We start from the raw sequence: 22323 nt of genomic DNA on the forward strand, positions 1-22323 counted from the left end.
GCGAACGCCCGAGCAAGCCATTGCTCTCGGCTTCGCTCACCTTGTCCGTAGTTGATCTGGTCTCAGTAACGGGATATGGGGCTGTCGAGTTGGTTTCGAAGGGGAATTTCTGCTGGCGGCGAGGGCGACGGACGCATTCCGTCCGCATCTGGCGAGCTTGAGGATGGGAAAATGACGATCGGTTCCAATACTGCGTCCAAGTGGCCAAAGGTCATTCCACCGATGACGGAGGAGCAGGTCCGGATCAACGACGACTTCATGAAGTACTGGCATGAAGTGCTACCCCGAAAATACGGCATCGTCGAAGCCTTCAATCACGAATACGCTGTCAAGAATGCTCCGAAATCATTCCGGACCACGCTGGAGATCGGCGCGGGCCTCGGCGAGCATCTCAACTACGAAGTCCTGACGCCCGAGCAGAAGTCATCCTATTACGCGCTCGAACTGCGCGAGAACATGGCCGAAGGTATCCGGCAGGCCCATCCCGATGTGCAAACCATTTGCGCGGATTGTCAGGCGCGGATGCCATTCGATGACGGCTATTTCGATCGTGTGCTCGCAATCCACGTGCTCGAGCATCTGCCCAATCTTCCGGCGGCGATCGACGAAATCTATCGTCTCTGCAACAAGACGTCCGGGACGTTCTCCGCCGTGATACCGTGCGAGGGTGGCATGGCGTACACTCTTGCGCGCCGAGTATCGGCGCAACGCATTTTCGAGAAGCGCTACAAGCAATCCTACGAGTGGTTCTACAAGCGCGAGCACATCAATTTCCCGACCGAGATTCAGGATGAGATCCTGCGGAAATTCGAGATCACCTCGGCGACCTATTTTCCGCTCCGGGTTCCATCGATCTCCATGAACCTGTGCATTGGGATCACAGCGAATCCTCGTGCAAACGCCTAGGCTCGACCGGAAGCTGATTTCCGAGGGATTGAGATTTGTTGCGACTGGCGGATCGACCTATCTAGTCTACATCTGCGTATTCTATCTGCTGACTTTCGGCATTGGCGAACTCTCCGCGCTGGTCATTGCCTATACCACCGCCGCGGTGCTGTACTTCGTGATTGCGAAGTATTTTGCGTTCACGTCTCCGTCGCGCGATAATCTGTACGTCGAAATCGGTAAGTTCATGTTGCTGCTCTGTGCGACCACGACGGTCAATTGGCTCGCCTTCTACTGCTGCCGACGGTTTTTTTCATTGGATGTCTCCATCGCACTCTTTATGGGTATCCTGGCATCTTCGGCGCTGAGCTTTATCGCGATGCGAATGTGGGTTTTTGCGGGAAAATGACATGAAATGTTTCGTAACCGGAGCCGCGGGCTTCATCGGCAGCACGCTCGTGGATCGCCTGCTGGCGGACGGGCACAGCGTCGTGGGCTACGACAATTTCGTCACCGGTCAGCGGCGCTTTATCGAGGCCGCGTTGAAGTCTGCCAACTTCAAATTGGTTGAGGCGGATCTGCTGAATAGCGATGCGTTGCGATCGGCGATAGCCGGCTGTGATATGGTGTTTCACCTGGCTGCGAATGCAGACGTTCGTTTTGGTACGCATCACCCTTTCAAGGATATTGAGCAGAACCTGATCGCGACCTACAACGTGCTGGAGGCGATGCGCGCCAACGGCATCAAGAAGATCGCGTTCTCATCGACAGGCTCGGTCTACGGCGAAGCCAAGGTGTTCCCGACGCCGGAAGATGCGCCATTTCCGGTGCAAACATCGCTCTATGGCAACTCCAAGATTGCGGCAGAGGGGTTGATCTCATCGTATTGCGAAGGCTTCGGCTTTCAGGGGTTCATCTTCCGTTTCGTTTCCATCCTCGGCGAACGCTACACCCACGGCCATGTGTTCGATTTCTACCAGAAATTGCTGGCCGATCCGTCGAAGCTCGAAGTGCTTGGCAATGGCAAGCAGCGCAAATCCTACCTCTACGTCCAGGATTGTATCGACGCGATCCTCATCGCCGTCGAACGTGCGAATGATCGCGTCAATATCTTCAATCTCGGACAAGACGAGTATTGCGAGGTCAATCAGTCGATCGGCTGGATTTCCGAACGTCTGCAACTGAAGCCGAAACTTGAATACACCGGTGGTGAACGAGGCTGGATCGGCGATAACCCGTTTATCTTCCTCGATTGCAGCCGGATGCGCGCGCTGGGCTGGACTCCCAAGGTCTCAATCCGGCAGGGAGTCGTTATGACGCTGGAATATCTCATTGCCAATCCGTGGGTCGTCGAGGCGCGACCATGACGGTTTGCATCTACGGTCTATGGCATCTTGGCTCGGTGACGGCGGCGTGCCTCGCCTCGCGCGGGATCGCGACCATTGGCCTCGCCGAGACACCGCAGGCGGCTGCAGAGCTGAGCATCGGCAAGGCACCTCTGTTCGAGCCCGGACTCGATGCAATGCTGTCGCAGGGATTGCAGGACGGCAAGCTGAGCTTCACCAGCGATGTCGGGTCGGCAGTCGCGTCTGCCGATTTGCTGTGGGTGAATTTCGACACGCCCGTTGATGACGACGACGTTGCCGATGTTGATTATGTCCTCGACCGTATTCGCGGCGCATTCGTTCATCTGAAGGACGGCGCCGTCGTTCTGATCTCGTCGCAAGTCCCTGTCGGCAGTACGGCGTTGCTGGAGAAAGATTTCGCGGAGGTTGCGAACGGCCGCCAGGTTTCGTTCGCCTATTCGCCAGAAAACCTTCGCCTCGGCGACGCGATCCGGGTTTTTACGCAGTCGGAACGTATCGTCATCGGCATTCGCGACGATGCTGCGCGCCGGGTCATCGAACCGATACTGACGCCGTTCTGCGATACACTGCTATGGACGCGTGTCGAGTCCGCCGAAATGGTCAAGCACGCGCTCAATGCGTATCTCGCGACCTGCGTGACTTTTACAAACGAGATTGCCTCGGTCTGCGAGGGCGTCGGCGCCGATATGAGTGAAGTAGAAGGCGCGCTGCGGCTTGACCCGCGGATCGGCAAGAAAGCCTATGTGCGGGCAGGATCTGCTTTCGGCGGCGGTACACTGGCGCGCGACGTTCAATTTCTGAAGGCCATTGCGAAGGATGTCGACGTGCGGGTTTCCGTGTTGACCGCAGTGCTGGAAAGCAACGATCATCACAAGGGGTGGGTTGTCAGGCATGTGCGCGGCCGACTCGGAAGGCTCCAGGGCAAGAGAATTGGCGTTCTCGGGCTCGCCTACAAAGCCGGGACCGACGCGATCAGGCGCTCCGTGGCGATCGAGGTGATCCAAGAATTGATAGCCGACGGCGCCCAGGTGACCGTGTTCGATCCGAAGGTGGCGATCTTGCCCGAGCCGTTGGGTTCGGCCGTTACCATCGCGCCATCGGTGGATGCTGTGTTCGCCGATAACGAGGCTGTGGTGCTGCTCACCGAGTGGCCCGAGTTTCGCGAACTCGATTTCGCAAGGCTCGTTCCATCCATGCAACGTTCGTTGCTGATTGATCAAAACGCATTTGCATCGAAGCAGCTGTCGGGTCTCGCGGGGCTCGATTATATTATTGCAGGTAAGGTGCAATGAAGCTTCAGGGGCGCACTGCCGTCATCACCGGCGCCAGCCAGGGGCTCGGCGCCGAAATCGCACGTCAGTATGTTGTCAACGGCGCCAGTGTCGTGCTGTGCGCGCGCAGTGCAGACAAGCTCGCTGCGCAACGGCAGGCGCTTGAACCGCTGCTTGCGACGGGCGCGCGCATCGTCGCCGTCGTTGGTGATGTCGGCGAACGCGCTGACGTCGATGCGTTGTTCGCAACGGTGCGTTCCGAATTTCCGCGGCTCGATATTCTCGTCAACAATGCCGGCATCTATGGCCCGATGGGCAATATCGAGGATATCGACCTGGATGAATGGGTCGATGCCATTCGCATCAATCTGCTCGGACTCGTTTACGTCTCGCGTGCCGCGATGCCGATGTTTCGCGCGCAGCGTTACGGCAAGATCGTCAACATCTCCGGGGGCGGAGCGGCAAACCCGATGCCGGCGATCACGGCCTATGCGGCATCGAAAGCCGGTGTCGTGCGGTTCACGGAGTCGTTGGCGCTGGAATGCAAGGATGACCACATTGACGTCAACGCGATAGCGCCGGGTGCGCTGGTCACGCGGATGATGGAGCAACTACTCGAGGCTGGCCCGGAAAAGGTCGGCCACCAGTTCTACGATAGGATGAAGAAGATCGCGGGCGAGGGCGGCACGCCGCTTGATGTGGGTGCAGCGCTGTGTGTGTTCCTCGGCTCGGCTGACAGCGATGGCATTACCGGCAAGCTGATCGCCGCGCAGTGGGACCGTTGGGAAGACTGGCCGCAGCATCTCGATGAACTCAACAGCAGCGATGCATATACGCTGCGGCGGATCACCGGGCGTGACCGCAAGATGGAATGGGGCGACAAGTGAGCGGAATCGCGAGTGCACCGGGCGTTGCCATCATCGGCTGCGGGCTGATCGGCCACAAGCGCGCCAAGGCGCTCGGCAATGCGCGTCTGGTGGTCTGCGCCGACATCGCACAGGACCGCGCCGATCGGCTGGCGGCGACTGCGCCGGGCTGCCGTGCGGTGACCGACTGGCAGCAGGCGGTGGCCGACCCGGAGGTCTCCATCGTCATGATCGCGACCCTGCACGACACGCTGGCGGAGATCGCCCACGGCGCCGTGGCCGCAGGCAAGCATGTGCTGATCGAGAAGCCGGCAGCGCGCAATGCCGCAGAGCTCGCAGGGCTCGCCGAGGCAGCGGCCGCCAAGGGTTGCCTGGTTCGCGTCGGCTTCAATCACCGTTATCACCGCGCGCTGCAGAAGGCGTATCAGCTCGTCACCTCGGGCGAGCTTGGTCCGCTGATGTTCCTGCGTGCGCGCTACGGCCATGGCGGCCGTGTCGGTTACGATCGCGAATGGCGCTCCGATCCGAAGAAGTCCGGCGGCGGCGAGCTGATCGATCAGGGGCCGCATCTGGTCGATCTGGCACGCTGGTTTCTCGGCGATTTCGCCGAAGTGGACGGTTTTGCAGCGACCTATTACTGGGACATGCCGGTCGACGACAACGGCTTCCTGCTCCTCAAGACGGTGGAGCGGAAGGTGGCCTTCCTGCATGCCAGCTGCACTGAATGGAAGAATACGTTTTCGTTCGAGATTTACGGGCGCGACGGCAAGATCGATATCAACGGCCTCGGCGGCAGCTATGGCACCGAACGTCTGACGTTCTACAAGATGCTGCCGGAAATGGGGCCGCCGGAAACGACGAGCTGGGAATATCCGATGGCGGATAACTCCTGGGACGTTGAATTCGACGAGTTTCTGGAAGATATCCGGCTGAAGCGTCAGCCGGCGGCCGGCATCCGCGACGCCGTCGAAGCACTTCACATCATTGAAAAGATTTACAGGATGTCCGGTTATGATCACAACGCGTAGCCCACTGAGAATCAGCCTCGGCGGCGGCGGCACGGATCTGCCATCGTATTATCGCGAGCATGGCGGTTTCCTGATCGCAGGAGCGATCAACAAATACGTCTACATCAATGTGATGCGGCCGTTCACCGAAGGAATCTATCTCAAGTACTCGCAGCTTGAACACGTGCAGGCGACGGACGAAGTTCAGCATCCGATCATCCGCGAAGCGATCAAGATGCTCGGCTTCAAAACCCCGCAGGTCGAGATTACCACGCTGGCGGACATTCCCTCGGGCACCGGGCTGGGATCGTCGGGCAGCTTCACCACGGCACTTTTGAAAGCGCTCTACGTCCATCGGATGCGTCAGATTGAGCCGAAGGATCTCGCCGAACTCGCCTGCGAGATCGAGATCGACCGCCTGGGCGAGCCAATCGGCAAGCAGGATCAATACATCGCGGCCTGTGGCGGCTTGACCTGCTTCACGTTCAATCCGGACAACAGCGTTGATGTCGTCCCGCTGAACATCTCGATGGATACGAAGTTCGATCTGGAGGACAATCTGCTGCTGTTCTTCACCGGTTTCTCGCGCAGCGCTGGGTCGATCCTGAAGGACCAGAACACCAGGACGAAGAGTAGCGACAAGGACATGATCGCCAACCTGCATTTCGTCAAGGAACTGGGCCTGAAGAGCAAGACGATGCTGGAGGCCGGCAAGACCGAGGATTTCGGCGCTCTCATGCATGAACACTGGGAGCACAAGAAGCGGCGTTCCGGCGGCATGAGCAATTCCCACATTGACGAGTGGTACGACATCGGCATGAAGAACGGCGCCGCGGGCGGCAAGCTGGTCGGCGCAGGCGGCGGCGGCTTTCTGTTGTTCTACGCCAGCGATCGCAACAAGCTGCGACATGCCATGGCGAAAGCCGGCTTGGAAGAAGTGCGTTTCTCGTTCGACTTTGAAGGCACGAAAGTACTGTTCTCGTGAAGCTGCCAGTTGCGATCCTCGCCGGGGGCTTGGCGACGCGGCTGAAGCCAATCACGGAAAGGATTCCCAAAGCGCTGGTCGATGTAGCGGGTGAGCCATTTATTCTGCGTCAACTGGCTTACCTGCGCGGACAGGGCGTCACCCGGGTGGTGATGTGCATCGGGTTTCTGGGGGAGCAGATCCGGGATGTTGTCGGTGACGGCTCTGCCAGCGGATTGTCGGTATCCTACTCGCAGGACTGGCCTAAATTGCTGGGAACCGGGGGGGCGCTGAAGCAGGCCTTGCCGCTTCTGGACTCGCAGTTTTTGGTCCTGTATGGAGACTCGTATCTGCCGATCGATTTCAATGCTGTAGAGGACCGCTTCCTGAACAGCGGCAAGCCTGCGTTGATGACAGTGCAGCGCAACGCGGATCAGTGGGACAAGAGCAACGTCCTGTTCTCGGACGATGTGATTGTGGAGTACAACAAGCGCGTGCCGACGCCCGAGATGAAGCACATCGATTACGGCTTGGGTGCGATATCGGCGGATATTCTGGCCGCCGAGCAAGGCGACGAGGCATTCGACCTGGCAGACGTCTATCATCGACTGTCGCTGGCCGGACAACTCGCGGGTTTCGAAGTCCAGGAGCGATTTTACGAAATCGGCTCGCATAAGGGTCTCGCCGAGGCGGCGGACTATTTCAGGGGTAGGGGAGAGTCATGAGTTACGCAGTACAGCACATGCGAGAATCGGCCGACATCATCGCGAAGATGGATGTGGCGCCGATCGAGAAGATGGCGGATCTGCTCGCCACGGTGAAAGCCGATGGCGGTCGCATCTTCTTCCTCGGCGTCGGCGGAAGCGCCGGCAATTGCGGTCATGCAGTCAACGACTTCCGCAAGATCGTCGGCATCGAGAGCTATGCGCCCACCGACAACGTGTCCGAACTGACCGCGCGCACCAATGACGAAGGCTGGGCCACGATCTTCGTGGAATGGCTGAAGGTTAGCAAGCTGCTCGCGAAGGATGCGATTTTCATTTTCTCGGTCGGCGGGGGCAATCTTGAAAAGAACATCAGCCCGAACTTGGTGATGGCGCTGCAGCATGCCAAGTCCGTTGGTGCCAAGATCATGGGCGTGGTCGGACGCGACGGCGGTTATACCGCCCAGGTCGCCGACGCCTGCGTGATCGTACCCACCGTGAACCCGGATAACGTCACGCCGCATTCCGAAGCATTCCAGGCTGTGGTCTGGCATCTTCTGGTGTCGCATCCCAAACTCAAGGCCAACCAGACCAAGTGGGAATCGGCGGTCGGGACCGCGAGCCCGACGAAATGAAATCACGGGCGATCTTTCTCGATCGTGACGGCGTGCTAAATCACCCGGTGGTCCGCGAGGGGAAATCCTATCCTCCCGCCCGGGTCGAGGATCTCGAAATCTATCATGGACTTCGAGAGCCTCTGCAGCGTCTGAAGGATCGCGGGTTCGCCCTGATCGTGGTGACAAACCAACCGGACGTGGCCCGCGGTACGACGCCGAAATCGACGGTGGAGGGGATCAACGCGGCAATTGCGCGAGAGATTCCTGCCATCGACAAGTTCTTCGTTTGCTATCACGACAATGACGACGGCTGCGACTGCCGCAAGCCGCGGCCCGGGATGCTGCTGGCAGGCGCTGCAGAATTCGGCGTCGATCTGGCGCGAAGCTACATGATCGGTGACCGGCGTGGCGACGTTGAAGCAGGTATCGCTGCGGGAAGCCGCACCATCTTCGTCGATCGTGGCTACCGCGAGGTGGCGCCGACCAACTACGACTACAAGGTTTCTTCGACCCACGAAGCGTTGAAAATCATAGAGAGCGAGAGCGAACATGAAAAAAGTTGAGGATTTGACCGTCAAGATTTTTGCTGACGGTGCCGACAAGGCCGGCATGCTGGAAATGTACGCCAAGCCGTTTGTGAAGGGTCTGACCACCAACCCGACCCTGATGCGCAAGGCGGGGATCACGGACTACAAGGCGTTCTCGCTCGACATCCTGAAGGCGATTCCGGATCGTCCGATCTCGCTGGAAGTGTTCTCGGACGAGTTCGAGGATATGGAGCGTCAGGCGCTAGAAATCGCGAGCTGGGGCGACAACGTCTACGTCAAGATTCCGGTGATGAACACCAAGCGCCAGACCAGCTACAAGCTGATCGAGAAGCTTGCGGCGAAGAAGGTGAAGCTAAACGTCACCGCGCTGATGACCCTGACCCAAGTGCGTGATGTCGTTGCCGCACTGGATCCGAACGTGCCGAGCTATGTGTCGGTCTTTGCTGGCCGTGTCGCGGACACCGGTCAGGACCCGTTGGCCATGATGGCTGCGGCTGTCGAGCTGTTGAAGGTGGCGCCGGCATCGGAGCTGATCTGGGCGAGCCCGCGCGAATTGCTGAACATCTTCCACGCAGATTCGATTGGCTGCCACGTCATCACGGTGACCAATGACATCCTCAAGAAGCTGTCGCTGGTCGGCAAGAACCTCGATGATTACTCGCTCGAGACTGTCAAGATGTTCGCCGACGACGCGATTGCGGCAGGCTTCAAGCTCTAATTATCGCGCACGATAAAAAAAGCCCCGGCTCTGCTCAGCAGAGCCGGGGCTTTTTCTGCCGGTGTGATCGTCGAGTTCAGGTCTGCTTGACGCGGTTGGTCAGCGCCTTCAGCCACACGGCATAAGGCTGGGCGAGCCACCATTTCAGCGGCACGCGGCCGTGATACTTGCGCACGATGGCCATAGCCTCCCGGTAGTGCAGTACGCGCTGGGTATTGGTCTTGGTTTCCAAGTGATCGCGATTGACGGCGACGAATTCGTCGACGAAGGCGAACGGTGCGAACTCCCTGTACAGCCGCCACCACAGGTCATAGTCCATCGCCATCCTCAGGCTGCCATCAAGGCCGCTGACCGCGTCCCAGGCCGCGCGCCGCATCAGGGTTCCCGGCTGCGACACGATACAGCGCAGGGCGAGGCGGCGCTCGCTGAACGGCTCGACCCAGATCGGCTTCTTACTGCCGTTGCTCTCGATGTAGTTCCAGACCTTGCCGTAGGCGACCGGGGCTTTTGGAGCTTGCTCCAATGCATGCAGTAGCCGTTTCAGGCCACCCGGCTCCAGCTGGTCGTCGCTGTTCAACCAGGCGACATAGGGCGCGCTGCCCTTCGCGATGCCTTCATTGATGGCTGCTGCCTGTCCTTGATCGGGGTGACTGCGCCAGCCAGCGAGCCTGCCTTCGTATCTGCGGATGACATCGACGGAGTCGTCGGTCGAGCCGCCGTCGGCGACATACACCTCGACCGGCACGTCCTGTTCGAAGATCGAGGTCAGCGCGGCGTCGAGGAAACGGCCTTGATTGTAGGAGGGGACCGCGATGGTGACGACAGGCAATGCGGCCATCAGCGTCGCGTGCTTCTCAAGAAGTCCGCATAGGCCAGCGCCAGACCCTCACGCAGTCCGATCCGCGCGCGCCAACCGAGGCCGTGCAGCCGTTTCACGTCCATCAGCTTGCGCGGCGTGCCGTCGGGCTTCGTCGTGTCGAAGACGATACGTCCGCTGTAGCCCACGACCTCTCCGATGGTCACGGCCAGGTCGCGGATCGAGAGGTCTTCGCCAGTCCCGACGTTGATATGCGAAAGCATCGGCTCGGTGTTGTGGTCATAGATTTCGGAATCCAGCTCCATGACATGGACGCAGGCTTCGGCCATGTCATCGACATAGAGGAACTCACGCTTCGGCGTGCCTGTGCCCCAGATCACGACCTCCGGGGCGTTGCTCTCCTTGGCCTCGTGAAAGCGGCGGAGCAGGCCGGGAATGACGTGGCTCTTCTCGGCATCGTAGTTGTCGCCTTGCCCATACAGATTAGTGGGCATCACGCTACGATAGTCGGTGCCGTATTGGCGGTTGTAGGATTCGCTGAGCTTGATGCCGGCGATCTTGGCGATCGCATAAGGCTCGTTGGTCGGCTCCAGCACGCCGGTGAGCAGGCTATCCTCAGCCATCGGTTGCGGCGCCAGGCGCGGATAGATGCAGCTCGAGCCGAGAAACAGCAGGCGCTTCACGCCTGCATTCCAGGCCTCGTGGATTATGTTGGCTTCGACCATGAGGTTTTGATAGATGAACTCGGCCGGATAGGTGTTGTTGGCCATGATGCCGCCGACCTTCGCCGCCGCCATATAAACCTGATCAATCTGTTCGTCCGCAAAGAACGCCCTGACATCGGCCTGCTGGACGAGATCCAGTTCATGCCGGTCGCGCGTCACGATGTTGGTGTAGCCGTGCTCTTGGAGTTTACGGACGATTGCCGAGCCGACCATTCCGCGGTGGCCGGCAACAAAAATCCTGTCGTTTTTGGACATCAGTCGTGGTTCTCAAGTTGAGCGTGACCGCTCTTGGGAGAGGTCGTGTTTGCCATATTGCTGCGTTTGGGCGATTGCAGCGCAAGGTCATAAATTTCCAGCATGGCTTCGGCGCTGCGCTTCCAGTCGAATTGCCTGGCGCGTTGCTGGCCGGCAATGCTGAGCTGCTGTCGTCTGACCTCGTCCAACGCCAGTTCAAGCATGTTCCGGGTCCATGCGTCGGGAGCGTCGGGTGATAGCAGAATCGCGGCATCGCCGGCCACTTCCGGCATCGATGTCGTATTCGAGCATATCGTGGCCGCGCCGAACTGCATGCCTTCCAGCACAGGCAGACCGAATCCTTCAAATACCGAGGGATAGAGGCTGGCGTAGCAATTGCGATACAGCCAGATCAGTTCTTCGTCGGAGACGTAGCCGGTGAGGATGACCTGATCCGAGAGGCCCAGCTCGGCCACGTAATCCTTGAAGTCGTCCATCAGCCAGCCCTTGCCGCCGGCAAGCACGAGCGGCATCGGCCGGCCGCCGGCGTCGAGGTATCGCTTGTAGGCGAGCAACAGCATGCGTTGATTCTTGCGCGGCTCGATGGTGCCGACGCTCAACCAGAATGCCTTCGCACCAAGATCTTTCAGGAGCTTTGGTGCCGTACCCTGCTGTTCACAATCGGTGAAGCGCGAGCAGGGATATACGACCCGCACCCGTTCGCCCGGGAAGTGCGGGAACGTCTTGAGATAGTGGGACCGCGTATATTCGGAGATCGCGACAACCCAGTCCGCGGCCACCGCCGACCGGAAGATACCATCGAAGCAGCCGATCCGGTTGCCTTCGGTCGTCCACGTGGGATCAACCACAAAGCCTGCATCGTAGAGGGTATATATCAGCCGGCTGGATGAGATCTGGAGCGGGATCCAGAAATTATTGGAGTGGATGATGTCTGGGTTTCCCAGCACGGCTTCGAGGTTGCCCTGGCTCCAGTAGCCGCGGGCGCCTTCCATCGTGACGTGGCGCTGCCCATAATGCACGTTCGTTCCCTGATACGGGCTTGTCGCCGGCATGTTCGCGTCGAGGAAGAAATCTCCAAAGCTTGGATACAATGCGTAGCGATGCCGGGGCGCCTGCGCGAGCAGGGCCGTGATCATGGCATGCGTGAAATATCCACAGCCCGCCTTGCCGGATCCTGTCTGGGAAATATCGAAACCGATATGCATCTGAAATGAGATCTTTTCGCTGGTTGACGTCGCGGTTATTCCGGCTGAACGCAATCGTGCTCAGCTGGCCGTCGGATCTGTGGAAGCCACCGACAGCTTCAAGATGCGAATCCGCTCATGAACCATCATTTCCACCAGCCCGAGGAAATCGACCTTGGGCTGCCAGCCGAGTTTCGCCTTCAATTTGGACGGATCGGCCTGTGTGAAATGGCTGTCGACCTTGCGCAGCAGCGTTTCATCGACCGAAACGTATTTCTTCCAGTCGAGGCCGCAGACCTTGAAAGCGACCTCGCAGAATTCTGCGATGGAACGCGCTTGTCCGCTGCCGACCGCGTAATCCGCCGGGGTATCGTTCTGCACGATCAGGCGCATCGCTTCGACGAAGTCGCCCGCGAAGCCGAAATCCCGGCGCACCGTGATGTCGCCCAGATAAAGCTTGCCATCGAACAGGATCGGCTTGCCGCGCTCGTCGAGCTCGCGCGTTTCGGTCAGGCCAAGCGATACCGCCGCTGCGGCATGTGCGATCTTCTGGGATACGAAATTGAGTGGTCGTCGCGGGCTCTCATGGTTGAAGAGGATGCCGCACGACAGGTGCAAACCATATTGCCGGCGATAGGCGCCGACGATCTGATGAGCATAGGCCTTCGAGATGCCGTATGGCGATCCCGGATTGGCGCGCGTATCCTCGTCCTGAACTTCGGCCCGCGTGTCGCCATAAATTTCCGACGACGATGCCTGAAACAGGCGGCAGGCTGGCGCCTCGCGGCGAATGAATTCGCAGATACGGTGCGGCACCAGGGAGTTCAGCAAGGCCGTTTCGATTGGAATGTCCCAGGAGATCGAGGGCCGCGACACGGCCGCCAGATTGTAGATTTCATCCGGCGCCGCCGTGACGAGCAGGTTCCCGAAAAAGGCCTCGTCGGTTAGGTTGCCGATGTGCCAGTGAACGCGGTTACCGTGTATTTCCGAATCGACGGCGTGCCTGGATTGGGCAAAAACGTCATAGCCGTGTGCGAGCAGCAGGTTGATGAGATACCACCCGTCCTGGCCCGCGCCCCCTGTGACTAACGCGCATTTTCTCACGTGATCCTCAACCGTCATTCGTGGCTAGCTTTAAGGGACATCATGGTGGTTTTCAAGTTTCTTCCCGGCAGACATCGGGAACAGCGCTGAAATTGTTGGTTTTTTTGCGCGGGCGCCATTTGATCAGGTTTTTCCGACAAGCGAATTGCAGGTCGGCCATCGCTTCAGTCATCGATGCATCGTATGGGGAGCAAGCCTTCGTTTATATTGGTATGATCGTGGTGCTAGGGGCGATGGACAGATTCAAGGTTTGCAATGGTCGAGCGTGACAATGTAGCGGAGCCGAAGACGGGCACAGACGACATCATCGGCTTATTGAAATCCAGGATGATCGCGGATGCATTGCCGCTGTGGTCCGGTGAAGGTTGGGACTCGCAGGCTGGCGGCTTCGTTGAGAGGCTCGATGCGCGGGGGAAAGCCGATATGGCGGCCCCCCGTCGTGTTCGTGTCCAGGCACGACAGATCTATTGCTTCGCCAAGGCCGCCCAGCTCGGCTGGTACCCGCAAGGCGGCGAGATCGCGCGGAGAGGACTCGATTACATGCTGACCAGGGCGAAGGCGCCGGATGGCAAGCCGGGCTTTGTCCATGTCCTCGCGCCGGACGGTTCCGTGTTCAACCCGTTGCGCGACACCTATGATCACGCTTTTATTTTGCTAGCGCTCGCGGCGCTCTACCAACTTGATCGTGATGCGCAGGTGCGCGCCGAGATCGATTCACTGATGACATTCTTCGACACGCAGCTGCGCTCGCCGGATGGCGGCTACGCGGAAGGTGTGCCCGCCTCCCTGCCACGCCGGCAGAACCCGCAGATGCATGTCTTCGAGGCGCTGATCGCGACGTTCGATGCGACGCATGATCAGGCGTTTCAGGCCCGTGCCGGCGATCTGTTCGGTCTGTTCATCAGCAATCTCTATGATGGGCAAAAGCAGGTGCTCGGGGAGTATTTCGAGCAGGACTGGTCACGGATCGAACCGGTCAGCGTCGAGCCCGGCCATCAGGCCGAATGGGTCTGGCTACTCAAGGGTTTCGAGCGCATCACCGGTTGCCCGACCGGCAAGCAGCGTGCTGCGTTGCTCGAATCCGCGCTGCGCTATCGCGATGCGACCGGCTGCCTCGTGGATGAAGGCGATGCGGAAGGAAACATTGTCAAGTTAACGCGACGCTGCTGGCCGCAGACCGAGATCGCCAAGGCCTGGATTGCGCAGGCGGAAGCAGGCCAGGCCGGCGCTGCAGAGGAGGCGCGCGCCGCACTGGTGCGGCTGGATCGCCACTATCTGCAGCATCCCGTGGCCGGTGGATGGTACGATCGCTTCGACGGCGAGGGGCGCTCTCTTGTCGATGCGATCCCGGCGTCGACGTTTTATCACGTGCTGTGCGCTATCGCGGAGGCTGATCGTGTGCTCGGCGCGTGACGTCAATCCACGATGCCCGTGGGTGGCTTCGGCCGGAACACCACGAAATGCGACATCGTGAAATTGACGATGAAGCTGGCGAGGATCGATGTCAGCTTGGCGGCATAGACGGGGATAAAGTTCGACAGCACCACCAGCGTCGTCGTGGTGGCGATCACGCCGAGAATGCCCGACGCGACGAAGCTGAGGTAGTCCTTGCGCCTGAGCACGCGGCCGGATTCGGCGCGGAACGTGATCATGGTGTTCATCACGTAGGAACCGGACACCGCGATGAGCCACGCCAGCACGTTGGCCGGGACGAGCGGCAGTCCGAGCACCTGATAGCCGAAGGTGAAGACCGTCAGGTCGATGACGGTATTGCCGAGGCCGATCACGCCAAAAGCCATGATCTTGACAGCGGTGGGGCCCGTGGCCCATGCGCCGAGGTGCCGTTGCAGAAACGATTTCATCAGAGGTGGCGGTGCTTACGATATGACATCGGCATGTCCATAGCAGTAACGTCCGCTGGTGTCCGTTTTTTCCGCAGCCGGCCGTGGCCGTCAACGTCACGGACGAACGGCGAGATCGTAGAGCGGATTTCGGAACAGGCTGCTTGAATAGCGGTTGCGGCTGATCAGCGGTTCGGTCCAGTCGAGCGGTTCGGCGCCAAAATAGGCCGCGATCAAGCCATCGCCGCTGAAGCTTTCGTGAACATCGTGCTCGACCAGAATGCGACCCCCGAAATCCTGCAGCATCGCGAGACAGCGCTGGTGGGTGAGCGGATCGCCGCTGATCTCATGATGATGGGTCGAGAAGATTCCAAACCGGATGGTCCTGTTGCGGAACAGCGGTTCGCACGAACGGATAATCTCGGTTTCCATTCCCTGGGTATCGCAATGCAGGACCTGAAGCTGCGAGATCCGATGATCGCGCAAGAAACCGGGAACCGAAATCTGCGGGATGCGGATGTCGCCCGCGGACTCGGTCTTGAACGTCAGGGCCTTGATCGGCTCGCCGCCGACGCAGGCCTGCACGAAGGTAATGTCGCGTTGATTAAGCGTGGCATTGGCTCGGCCAATGGCGATGTGGTTGGGATCGGGTTCGACCACATACGCCTGCCGGAGGTCGCCGTGCTGCGACTTGAACCACAACGAGTAGTATGACCAGAAACCGCCGAGCTCGAGCATCGTTGCGTGCGGTGGTACATGTTTGAGAATTTCGTGGAAGGTCACTTCCTCCTGCGGTTCGTGATGACCCTGCAGTCGTTCGATGATGCCGGTCATCCAGTCGCCGTAATAGCCGCCTGCGACCACCCGCACGCCGTTGTGCATGATCTGCACCTGATTGCCGTCCAGCGACACGACCTTGCCCGCATCCGGCACTTTCGGGATGACGTCGCAGTCGCGGCAGCTGACCGTCATGTCTGCGCGCGTGGCGTTGTCGAGCAGAACGGGCGGGAGCTTGAAATCTGACATCGGCGGCTTTCGGTATTCGGGGCAATCGTTGCTCCCTATACCTGAATTTCAGTGCGGAACCATAGTACCGCCGGCTACAGTCGGAAACCGCCCGTGGCGTCAGTTCCCGCGCTCGTCCGCGATGATCTTGCCGTCATTTGGTAGCGAGGCCGGCGCCACCAGCTCCACGGCCCCACCGAGCTTGCTGACGGCCCTGAGCGTGGCTGTGACGGCATCCTGCAGCCCGGGGCTATCAGGCGCCGCCGCTTCGGCTTTCAGCACCATGGCGTCATTCTCGCCGTCCCTGGACACCACCAGCCGTAGCCGGCCGAGTTCCGGGTGCCGCTTGCCGATTTCGGCGACCTGTTCCGGGCGGACGAACATGCCCTTGACCTTGGTGGCCTGGTCGGCGCGGCCCATCCAGCCCCGGATGCGCATATTGCTCCGGCCGCAGGCGCTGGGGCCGGGCAGGGCGGCCGTCAGGTCGCCCAGAGCCAGCCGGATCCAGGGGTGGTGTGGGTCCAGCGACGTCACCACGATCTCGCCGACATCGCCCTCGGCCACGGGGGCGCCGGTCCCGGGGGTCACGATTTCCAAGATCAGGTCCTCGTTGACGATCAGGCCATCGCGGGCGGTGCTCTCATAGGCGATGAAGCCCAGATCGGCTGTGGCGAAGGCCTGATAGGCCTCGACACCGCGGGAGGCGATCTCACCCTGCAGCGAGGGTGGGAAGGCCGCGCCGGACACCATGGCGCGCTTGATCGAGGAAATGTCGCGCTGGGCGGCTCTCCCGGCATCGAGCAGGATCTTCAGAAAATCCGGCGTCCCGCTATAGGCTGATGGACGATAGGCTTCGATCAGTTCGAGTTGTTGTTCGGTATTACCCGGGCCGGCGGGGATCACAGCGCAACCGAGTGCCCGCGCGGCGCCGTCGAAGATGAAGCCGCCGGGGGTCAGGTGATAGCTGAAAGTATTCAGCACCACGTCGCCCGCGCGGAAACCTGCGGCATAGAGCGCCCGCGCGCCGCGCCAGGGATCGGCCTGTTTTGACTCCGGCTCGAAAATGGGCCCCGGCGAGGTGAACAACCGGCCGAACGAGCCGGTCGCGCCTGACACGAAGCCGCCGAACGGTGGGCTGGCCTTGTGCAGGGCCGGCAGGTCGGATTTGCGCAGCACCGGCAATTGCGCCAGCGCGGCGCGGCTGACGATCGCAGCGGGATCGATGCCCTTGAGATGCTCCGCATAAGCGGGCGCCTGCATCGCGTGGCGCAGCACATCGGGCAGGCGCGAAAACAGATTGGCTTGGCGCTGCGACGGATCGCAATTTTCGAGTGTGTCGAAGTGGCGCATCTGGGTGTGTCCTGGTGGTTTGGCGTCGTCGCGGTTATTCCGGTAGCCTGTGGCGCCGTGCTAGTGGGAAATCATGTTGTCAGAACGTATCGTCCAATGGCTCGACAGCTTCGGCCAGCTTGATTTTCCTGCTGCCGTCGTGTTGGCCGCATTGGTGGTTGCCTCTTCGTTTTTGCCGGTCCCGCGAACATTCATCGTGTTCGGTGCCGGTGCTGCGTTCGGCTTGCGCTCTCTCGTCGTCATTGTTCCAGTCGCCGCGGCTGCATCCGCTCTGGCCTTTATGTTGGCGCGCTCCGTTCTGCGCGGCTGGGTGGAGCGGCAGACCGAAAAACGCGCGGCCTGGCGTCTCATTGCCCAGGCCGTCGATGACGAGGGCTGGCGCATCGTCGCACTGATGCGGTTCGGCGGACCATTGCCCAATTCTGTGCAAAATTATCTGTTCGGTTTGACAAATATCGGACTGCTCCCGTTCGCCCTGGTCACTTTCGTGTTCACGCTGCCGCAGATCGTGCTTTACGTGTATCTCGGTGCGTCCGGACGGGCGTTGTTGTTCGATGATGGACCAGTGCCGCTCAACCGTGTGCTGATTGCCATGGCCCTGGTCATTGTGCTCGTCATCCTGTTGCTGGTGTCGCGCCGCATTCGCGCGATCCTTGCGTGCAAGACCGGCGTCATGACGGCAGAGGCTGCCAGCAGCTAAAGCCATCGCTTGCGTCGCTTGAAGCTCTTCAGATTCTTGAAGCTCTTGCGCTGGTCGCCGGCGCCACCGAGATAGAACTCCTTCACGTCCTCGTTGTCGCGGAGTTCGTCAGCGGTTCCGTCGAGCACCACCTTGCCCTGTTCCATGATGTAGCCGTGGCTTGCCACCGACAGCGCGGCGCGCGCGTTCTGCTCGACCAGCAGAATGGTGACGCCGAGATCGCGGTTGATCTTCTTGATGATGGCGAACACCTCTTTCACCAGCAGCGGCGACAGTCCCATGGAGGGTTCGTCCATCAGGATCATCTTCGGCCGCGCCATCAGTGCTCGCCCGATCGCCAGCATCTGCTGCTCGCCGCCGGAGAGATAGCCGGCGAGGCCGGTGCGCTCCTTCAGGCGCGGGAAGTAATCGTAGACCATCTCGATGTCGGTGGAGACCTCGTTGTCCCTGCGCGTGAAGGCGCCGAGCCGCAGGTTTTCCAGCGAGGTCATGTCGGAGACGATGCGGCGGCCCTCCATCACCTGGAAGATGCCGCGGCGGACGATCTTGTCGGGATCGATGCCGTCGATGCGCGCGCCATCGAACAGGATTTCGCCGCGCGTGACTTCGCCGTCTTCGGTTTTCAGAAGGCCGGAGATCGCCTTCAATGTGGTCGACTTGCCGGCACCATTGGCGCCGAGCAGCGCGACGATCGCGCCCTTCGGCACCTCCATGCTCAACCCGCGCAGCACCAGGATCACGTCGTCATAGACGACCTCGATATTGCGGATGTCGAGGAGGGGGACGGTGGCGGGCGCTGTTGAAACTTGCGCGCTGGTGTCGATAGCTGTCTGCATCAATGACGCTCCTGAGATCGGCTGGTGCCGACCTCTCCCCGCTTGCGGGGAGAGGTCGACCCGACGTAGCGCAGCGAAGCCGGGGCGGGTGAGGGGGACTCTCCACTTGCTCCGAGCCCGCGGCGGCTCCCCCTCATCCGACGCGGACTACGTCCGCGCCACCTTCTCCCCGCCTAGCGAAGCTCCGCTTCGCCGAGCGGGGAGAAGGGAGGACTACCACCCATGCCATTCCGGCTTGCGCGGCAGCTCCACGGTCTTCACCTTCTCGAGCTTGATCGTGCCCTTGGCCATCAGGTCGTTGAGATCGCCATCGGTCGCGCCGGAGACCTTCGAGCGATACAGGTCGACCTTTGTGGTCGGGCGGTGATCCTTGTCGGTCCAGGTCGAGGGATTGCAGACGCCTTCCATGCCGGCCGGTACCCAATCCTTCTTCTGGTAGAAGCCCTTGGCGACGTTCTCGCCGGTAGCACCGCCGTTCTTCGCGGCCCAGTCGAGCGCTTCCTTCATGTAGAGCGAAGTGCAGACCGCCGCGATGTAGTGCACCGGGCGATAGATCTTGCCGGACGGGTCGGAGATCTTGGAAATCTCCTGCACCGTCTTCATGCCGGGCGCGTTGCCGCCCCAGCTCACCGCCGTGCGCAGCGGGAAGATCACGCCGTCGGCAGCATCGCCTGCGGCCTTTGCGGCGTTCTCGTCCATGCCCCATACATTGCTCATGAACTGCACGTCGACACCCGCCGCCTTGCAGGCCTTCATCACCGAGATATTCGAAGCTGCGGTGTTGCCGAGATAGGCGTAGTTCGCGCCGGCGCTCTTCAGGCTGAGGCACTGTGCGCTGTAGTCACCGGGCGCCAGTGCGAAGACCAATGGCGGCAGGACGTCAAAGCCGAGTTCGGCGGCGAGCGCTTCACCAGCCGCTTTGGGCGCGTTGGGGTAGGGATGATTGGCGCCCATATGGACATATTTCGGCTTGCCCGACTTGCCCTTGGACTTCCAGTCCTCTGCGGCCCAGGTCAGTTCGGCGCGCAGCGCGTCCGAATAGGACGGGCCGTAGAAGAAGTTATACGGCGCAGGCTTCGCCTTGCCGCCGGCGCCGGTCGGGTCGGTCAGTGCCGCCGAGTAGGAGCCTGAGATGTCCGGGATCTTGTCCTGCGCCAGGAAGCCGGTGAGCGCCTCGGTATCCGCCGTGCCCCAGCCCATGATCGCCGCGACCTTGTCGGCGCCCGACCACTTCTTGTACAGCGCGATGGCGCGCGGCACCTGATAGCCATAGTCGTTGCTATCGAGATTGACCTGCTTGCCGCCAATGCCGCCGTTCTTGTTGATCCAGGCGTAGGTATCGACCACACCCTGGCCATAGGGCGTGCCGACGTCGGACGTGCCGCCGGAATAATCGGCGAGGTGGCCGACGGCGATCTGCGCCTGCGCACTGGCGGATGCGCCCGCGATGAGAAGGGCAATGGATGCGGACGTTAGAAATGTTTTCATCGTCATGAGCATTCTCCCGTTGGATTTTATATTTTGTCGTTTCGTCTAGTCCGTCCCGTTCTCAATGCGAGAACGGGTAGAGTTTCCAGTAGGTCTTGATCTGCCGCCAGCGATGCGCGAGCCCGTCGGGTTCGAACACCAGGAACGCGATGATGATGAGGCCGATGGCGATCTCGCGCAGAAAGGTCAGGTTGTTGTTGAGCGACAGCGCCTTGTCGATGACGCCGCCCTTCAGCTCCATGCTGATCCATTCCATCGCTTCCGGCACCAGCACGACGAAGGCCGTGCCCATCAGCGTGCCCATGATCGAGCCGGTACCGCCGATGATGACCATTGCAAGGAACAGGATCGAGCGCTCGATGCCGAAACCCTCGTTGGAGACCACGAGCTGGTTATGCGCGTACAGCGCGCCGGCGATGCCGGCGAAGAACGCCGCGAGGCCGAAGGACAACGTGCGATATTTGGTGAGATTGATGCCCATGATCTCGGCCGAGAGATAGTGATCACGCACAGCCACCAGCGCGCGGCCGTCGCGCGAGCGCATCAGGTTGGTAACCAGCAGATAGCTCGCCACCACATAGGCCAGCACCACATAGAAATACTGCCGGTCGCCGCGCAGCATATAGTCGAAGATCGAGAACGCTTTGGCCGTCGCCGGCACCGAGCCGCCGCTGAACCAGTCGGCGCGGGAGAAGAAGTCGAGCAGAATGTATTGCGCGGCCAGCGTGGCGATAACGAGGTACAGCCCCTTCAACCGCGCCGCCGGCAGGCCGAAAATGAGTCCCACGATGGCCGTTACCACGCCGGCGATGGGAATCGAGAAAAACACCGGGATCGGATAGTTGTTGGAGATATAGGCCGAGGTGAAAGCGCCGAACAGGAAGAACGCGGCGTGGCCGATGGAAATCTGGCCGGTAAAGCCGACCAGGATGTTGAGCCCCAGCGCCGCGATGCCGTAGATGCCGATCATGATCAGCTGGCTGAGCCAGTATTCGCTGAGCAGTTGCGGCGCGAAGCAGATCAGCACCACGCCGAGGATCGCCGCGTTGCGGCTGGTGGTGGTTGGGAAGATGGTGGTGTCGACCGCATAGCTGGTGCGGAAGTCGCCGGCCGGGATGAGGGAGGGACTGGCCATGATGCTTACACCCGCTCGATGTCTTTGGTGCCGAACAGGCCGTAAGGCTTGATCATCAGGATGATGATGAGCACATAGAAGGGCGCCACTTCATACAGATTGCCCCAATGCAGATATTCGCTGTCGATGAACTGCGCGAAATTCTCGAGGAGCCCGATGATGATGCCGCCGACCACCGCGCCGCCGATGGAGTCGAGGCCGCCGAGAATAACCGCGGGAAACACCTTGATGCCGTAGATCGACAGGCCCGATGATACGCCGTTGACCACGGCAACCACCACGCCAGCGACGGCGGAGACCATGGCCGAGATTGCCCAGGCCATCGCGAATACGGTTTTGACGGAAATGCCCAGCGATTGCGCCACCTGCTGGTTGAACGCAGTGGCCCGCATCGCGAGGCCCCATTTCGAGACCTTGAAGAACCACGCCATGCCGATCATCATCGCGACGGAGACAACCAGGCTCATCACATACACGGTTTGGATCTGTAGGCTACCGATCGTCACCGACTGGCTGGTGAAGACACGCGGGAACGGTTGCGGGTTGACGCCATAGATCCATTTCAGTGCCGCCTGAAATACGGCGGACAGCGCGATGGTCACCATGATCACCGAGATGACCGGCTCGCCGACCAGCGGCCGCAGGATCACGACCTGGATCAGGATGCCGAAGGCGAACATGAACACCAGCGTCATCGGCATGCCCAGCCAGAACGGCACCTGGTATTTGGTCAGCAGCGTCCAGCACACCCAGGCGCCGATCAGCAGCAATTCGCCCTGCGCGAAGTTCACGACCTGCGTCGCCTTGTAGATCAGCACGAACGACATCGCGACCACGCCATACAGCGTGCCCACCACGAGGCCATTGACCAGAAGCTGGAGGAGGAACTGCGTGTTCATGCGATGGCCGGAGTGCTAACCTCTCCCCGCTTGCGGG

24 protein-coding genes are annotated in these 22323 nt (G+C 60.5%); 13 read left to right on the plus strand and 11 right to left on the minus strand.

The window, feature by feature from the left end:
• The first annotated feature begins 171 nt into the window (after window positions 1–171).
• From SFY93_RS14560 to SFY93_RS14610, 11 genes are read left to right on the plus strand one after another with little or no spacing between them, the layout of a single operon-like run.
• The gene (locus SFY93_RS14560) at window positions 172–906 is read left to right on the plus strand and encodes a class I SAM-dependent methyltransferase (protein WP_320447623.1); all 735 of its coding nucleotides are present in this window, start codon (window positions 172–174) and stop codon (window positions 904–906) included.
• Entirely contained in the window at window positions 872–1294 is a 423-nt protein-coding gene (locus SFY93_RS14565; protein WP_320447624.1) for a GtrA family protein, read from the plus strand. The genes SFY93_RS14560 and SFY93_RS14565 overlap by 35 nt, the downstream gene beginning before the upstream one ends.
• A gap of 1 nt (window position 1295) precedes the next feature.
• Window positions 1296–2252 (plus strand): NAD-dependent epimerase/dehydratase family protein, encoded by a 957-nt coding sequence (locus tag SFY93_RS14570; RefSeq protein ID WP_320447625.1) that lies wholly within the window; start codon window positions 1296–1298, stop codon window positions 2250–2252.
• Window positions 2249–3544 (plus strand): nucleotide sugar dehydrogenase, encoded by a 1296-nt coding sequence (locus tag SFY93_RS14575; RefSeq protein ID WP_320447626.1) that lies wholly within the window; start codon window positions 2249–2251, stop codon window positions 3542–3544. The genes SFY93_RS14570 and SFY93_RS14575 overlap by 4 nt, the downstream gene beginning before the upstream one ends.
• Window positions 3541–4410: an SDR family NAD(P)-dependent oxidoreductase gene (locus SFY93_RS14580; protein WP_320447627.1), complete on the plus strand. Its 870-nt coding sequence runs from the start codon at window positions 3541–3543 to the stop codon at window positions 4408–4410. Before SFY93_RS14575 ends, SFY93_RS14580 begins: the two co-directional genes overlap by 4 nt.
• A complete protein-coding gene (locus SFY93_RS14585; protein ID WP_320447628.1) occupies window positions 4407–5417 on the plus strand; it encodes a Gfo/Idh/MocA family protein in 1011 nt (336 codons plus the stop codon). The genes SFY93_RS14580 and SFY93_RS14585 overlap by 4 nt, the downstream gene beginning before the upstream one ends.
• Entirely contained in the window at window positions 5401–6381 is a 981-nt protein-coding gene (locus tag SFY93_RS14590) for a GHMP family kinase ATP-binding protein (protein WP_320447629.1), read from the plus strand. The genes SFY93_RS14585 and SFY93_RS14590 overlap by 17 nt, the downstream gene beginning before the upstream one ends.
• Window positions 6378–7085 (plus strand): nucleotidyltransferase family protein, encoded by a 708-nt coding sequence (locus tag SFY93_RS14595; RefSeq protein ID WP_320447630.1) that lies wholly within the window; start codon window positions 6378–6380, stop codon window positions 7083–7085. Before SFY93_RS14590 ends, SFY93_RS14595 begins: the two co-directional genes overlap by 4 nt.
• A complete protein-coding gene (locus SFY93_RS14600; RefSeq protein WP_320447631.1) occupies window positions 7082–7699 on the plus strand; it encodes an SIS domain-containing protein in 618 nt (205 codons plus the stop codon). Before SFY93_RS14595 ends, SFY93_RS14600 begins: the two co-directional genes overlap by 4 nt.
• Window positions 7696–8244: a D-glycero-alpha-D-manno-heptose-1,7-bisphosphate 7-phosphatase gene (locus SFY93_RS14605; protein ID WP_320447632.1), complete on the plus strand. Its 549-nt coding sequence runs from the start codon at window positions 7696–7698 to the stop codon at window positions 8242–8244. The genes SFY93_RS14600 and SFY93_RS14605 overlap by 4 nt, the downstream gene beginning before the upstream one ends.
• Complete coding sequence (locus SFY93_RS14610; RefSeq protein ID WP_320447633.1) at window positions 8231–8947, plus strand: transaldolase; 717 nt, start codon at window positions 8231–8233, stop codon at window positions 8945–8947. The genes SFY93_RS14605 and SFY93_RS14610 overlap by 14 nt, the downstream gene beginning before the upstream one ends.
• 76 nt (window positions 8948–9023) lie before the next feature.
• Here the strand turns inward: SFY93_RS14610 and SFY93_RS14615 are convergent, their stop codons facing one another.
• The 4 genes from SFY93_RS14615 to SFY93_RS14630 are packed head-to-tail and all read right to left on the minus strand — an operon-like array spanning window position 9024 to window position 13032.
• Window positions 9024–9785 carry a glycosyltransferase family 2 protein gene (locus SFY93_RS14615; RefSeq protein WP_320447634.1) on the minus strand — a complete coding sequence of 254 codons (762 nt, stop codon included), beginning with the start codon at window positions 9783–9785 and terminating at the stop codon, window positions 9024–9026.
• Window positions 9785–10744 carry a GDP-L-fucose synthase gene (gene fcl / locus SFY93_RS14620; protein WP_320447635.1) on the minus strand — a complete coding sequence of 320 codons (960 nt, stop codon included), beginning with the start codon at window positions 10742–10744 and terminating at the stop codon, window positions 9785–9787. The genes SFY93_RS14615 and fcl overlap by 1 nt, the downstream gene beginning before the upstream one ends.
• Window positions 10744–11949, minus strand: a complete 1206-nt coding sequence (locus SFY93_RS14625) for a glycosyltransferase family 4 protein (protein ID WP_320447636.1) — start codon at window positions 11947–11949, stop codon at window positions 10744–10746. Before SFY93_RS14625 ends, fcl begins: the two co-directional genes overlap by 1 nt.
• A 60-nt stretch (window positions 11950–12009) precedes the next feature.
• Complete coding sequence (locus SFY93_RS14630; protein WP_320447637.1) at window positions 12010–13032, minus strand: GDP-mannose 4,6-dehydratase; 1023 nt, start codon at window positions 13030–13032, stop codon at window positions 12010–12012.
• Window positions 13033–13287: 255 nt separating this feature from the next.
• Here SFY93_RS14630 and SFY93_RS14635 point away from each other — a divergent pair, with 255 nt between their 5' ends.
• On the plus strand, window positions 13288–14445 hold the full coding sequence (locus SFY93_RS14635; protein ID WP_320447638.1) for an AGE family epimerase/isomerase: 1158 nt from the start codon (window positions 13288–13290) through the stop codon (window positions 14443–14445).
• Window positions 14446–14447: 2 nt separating this feature from the next.
• Here the strand turns inward: SFY93_RS14635 and SFY93_RS14640 are convergent, their stop codons facing one another.
• The 3 genes from SFY93_RS14640 to SFY93_RS14650 all read right to left on the minus strand — a co-directional run bounded on the left by SFY93_RS14640 (window position 14448) and on the right by SFY93_RS14650 (window position 17228).
• Entirely contained in the window at window positions 14448–14894 is a 447-nt protein-coding gene (locus SFY93_RS14640; RefSeq protein ID WP_320447639.1) for a GtrA family protein, read from the minus strand.
• 96 nt (window positions 14895–14990) lie between these two features.
• A complete protein-coding gene (locus SFY93_RS14645) occupies window positions 14991–15899 on the minus strand; it encodes an FkbM family methyltransferase (RefSeq protein ID WP_320447640.1) in 909 nt (302 codons plus the stop codon).
• Window positions 15900–15998: 99 nt separating this feature from the next.
• Entirely contained in the window at window positions 15999–17228 is a 1230-nt protein-coding gene (locus SFY93_RS14650) for a phenylacetate--CoA ligase family protein (protein WP_320447641.1), read from the minus strand.
• A gap of 73 nt (window positions 17229–17301) precedes the next feature.
• On the opposite strand from SFY93_RS14650, the gene SFY93_RS14655 reads away from it, so the two are divergent.
• Window positions 17302–17928 (plus strand): VTT domain-containing protein, encoded by a 627-nt coding sequence (locus SFY93_RS14655; RefSeq protein ID WP_320447642.1) that lies wholly within the window; start codon window positions 17302–17304, stop codon window positions 17926–17928.
• Here the strand turns inward: SFY93_RS14655 and SFY93_RS14660 are convergent.
• From SFY93_RS14660 to SFY93_RS14675, 4 genes are all read right to left on the minus strand, one after another.
• Window positions 17925–18764, minus strand: coding sequence for an ABC transporter ATP-binding protein (locus SFY93_RS14660; protein WP_320447643.1), 840 nt, complete (start codon window positions 18762–18764; stop codon window positions 17925–17927). The genes SFY93_RS14655 and SFY93_RS14660 overlap by 4 nt on opposite strands.
• A gap of 213 nt (window positions 18765–18977) precedes the next feature.
• Window positions 18978–20258 carry an ABC transporter substrate-binding protein gene (locus SFY93_RS14665; protein ID WP_231077464.1) on the minus strand — a complete coding sequence of 427 codons (1281 nt, stop codon included), beginning with the start codon at window positions 20256–20258 and terminating at the stop codon, window positions 18978–18980.
• Between the two features lie 55 nt (window positions 20259–20313).
• Window positions 20314–21387, minus strand: coding sequence for a branched-chain amino acid ABC transporter permease (locus SFY93_RS14670; protein WP_320447644.1), 1074 nt, complete (start codon window positions 21385–21387; stop codon window positions 20314–20316).
• A gap of 5 nt (window positions 21388–21392) precedes the next feature.
• Entirely contained in the window at window positions 21393–22286 is an 894-nt protein-coding gene (locus SFY93_RS14675; protein WP_089268124.1) for a branched-chain amino acid ABC transporter permease, read from the minus strand.
• Window positions 22287–22323 lie beyond the last annotated feature (37 nt).

The organism is Tardiphaga sp. 42S5 (assembly GCF_034044155.1).
GTDB classification, from domain to species: domain Bacteria; phylum Pseudomonadota; class Alphaproteobacteria; order Rhizobiales; family Xanthobacteraceae; genus Tardiphaga; species Tardiphaga robiniae.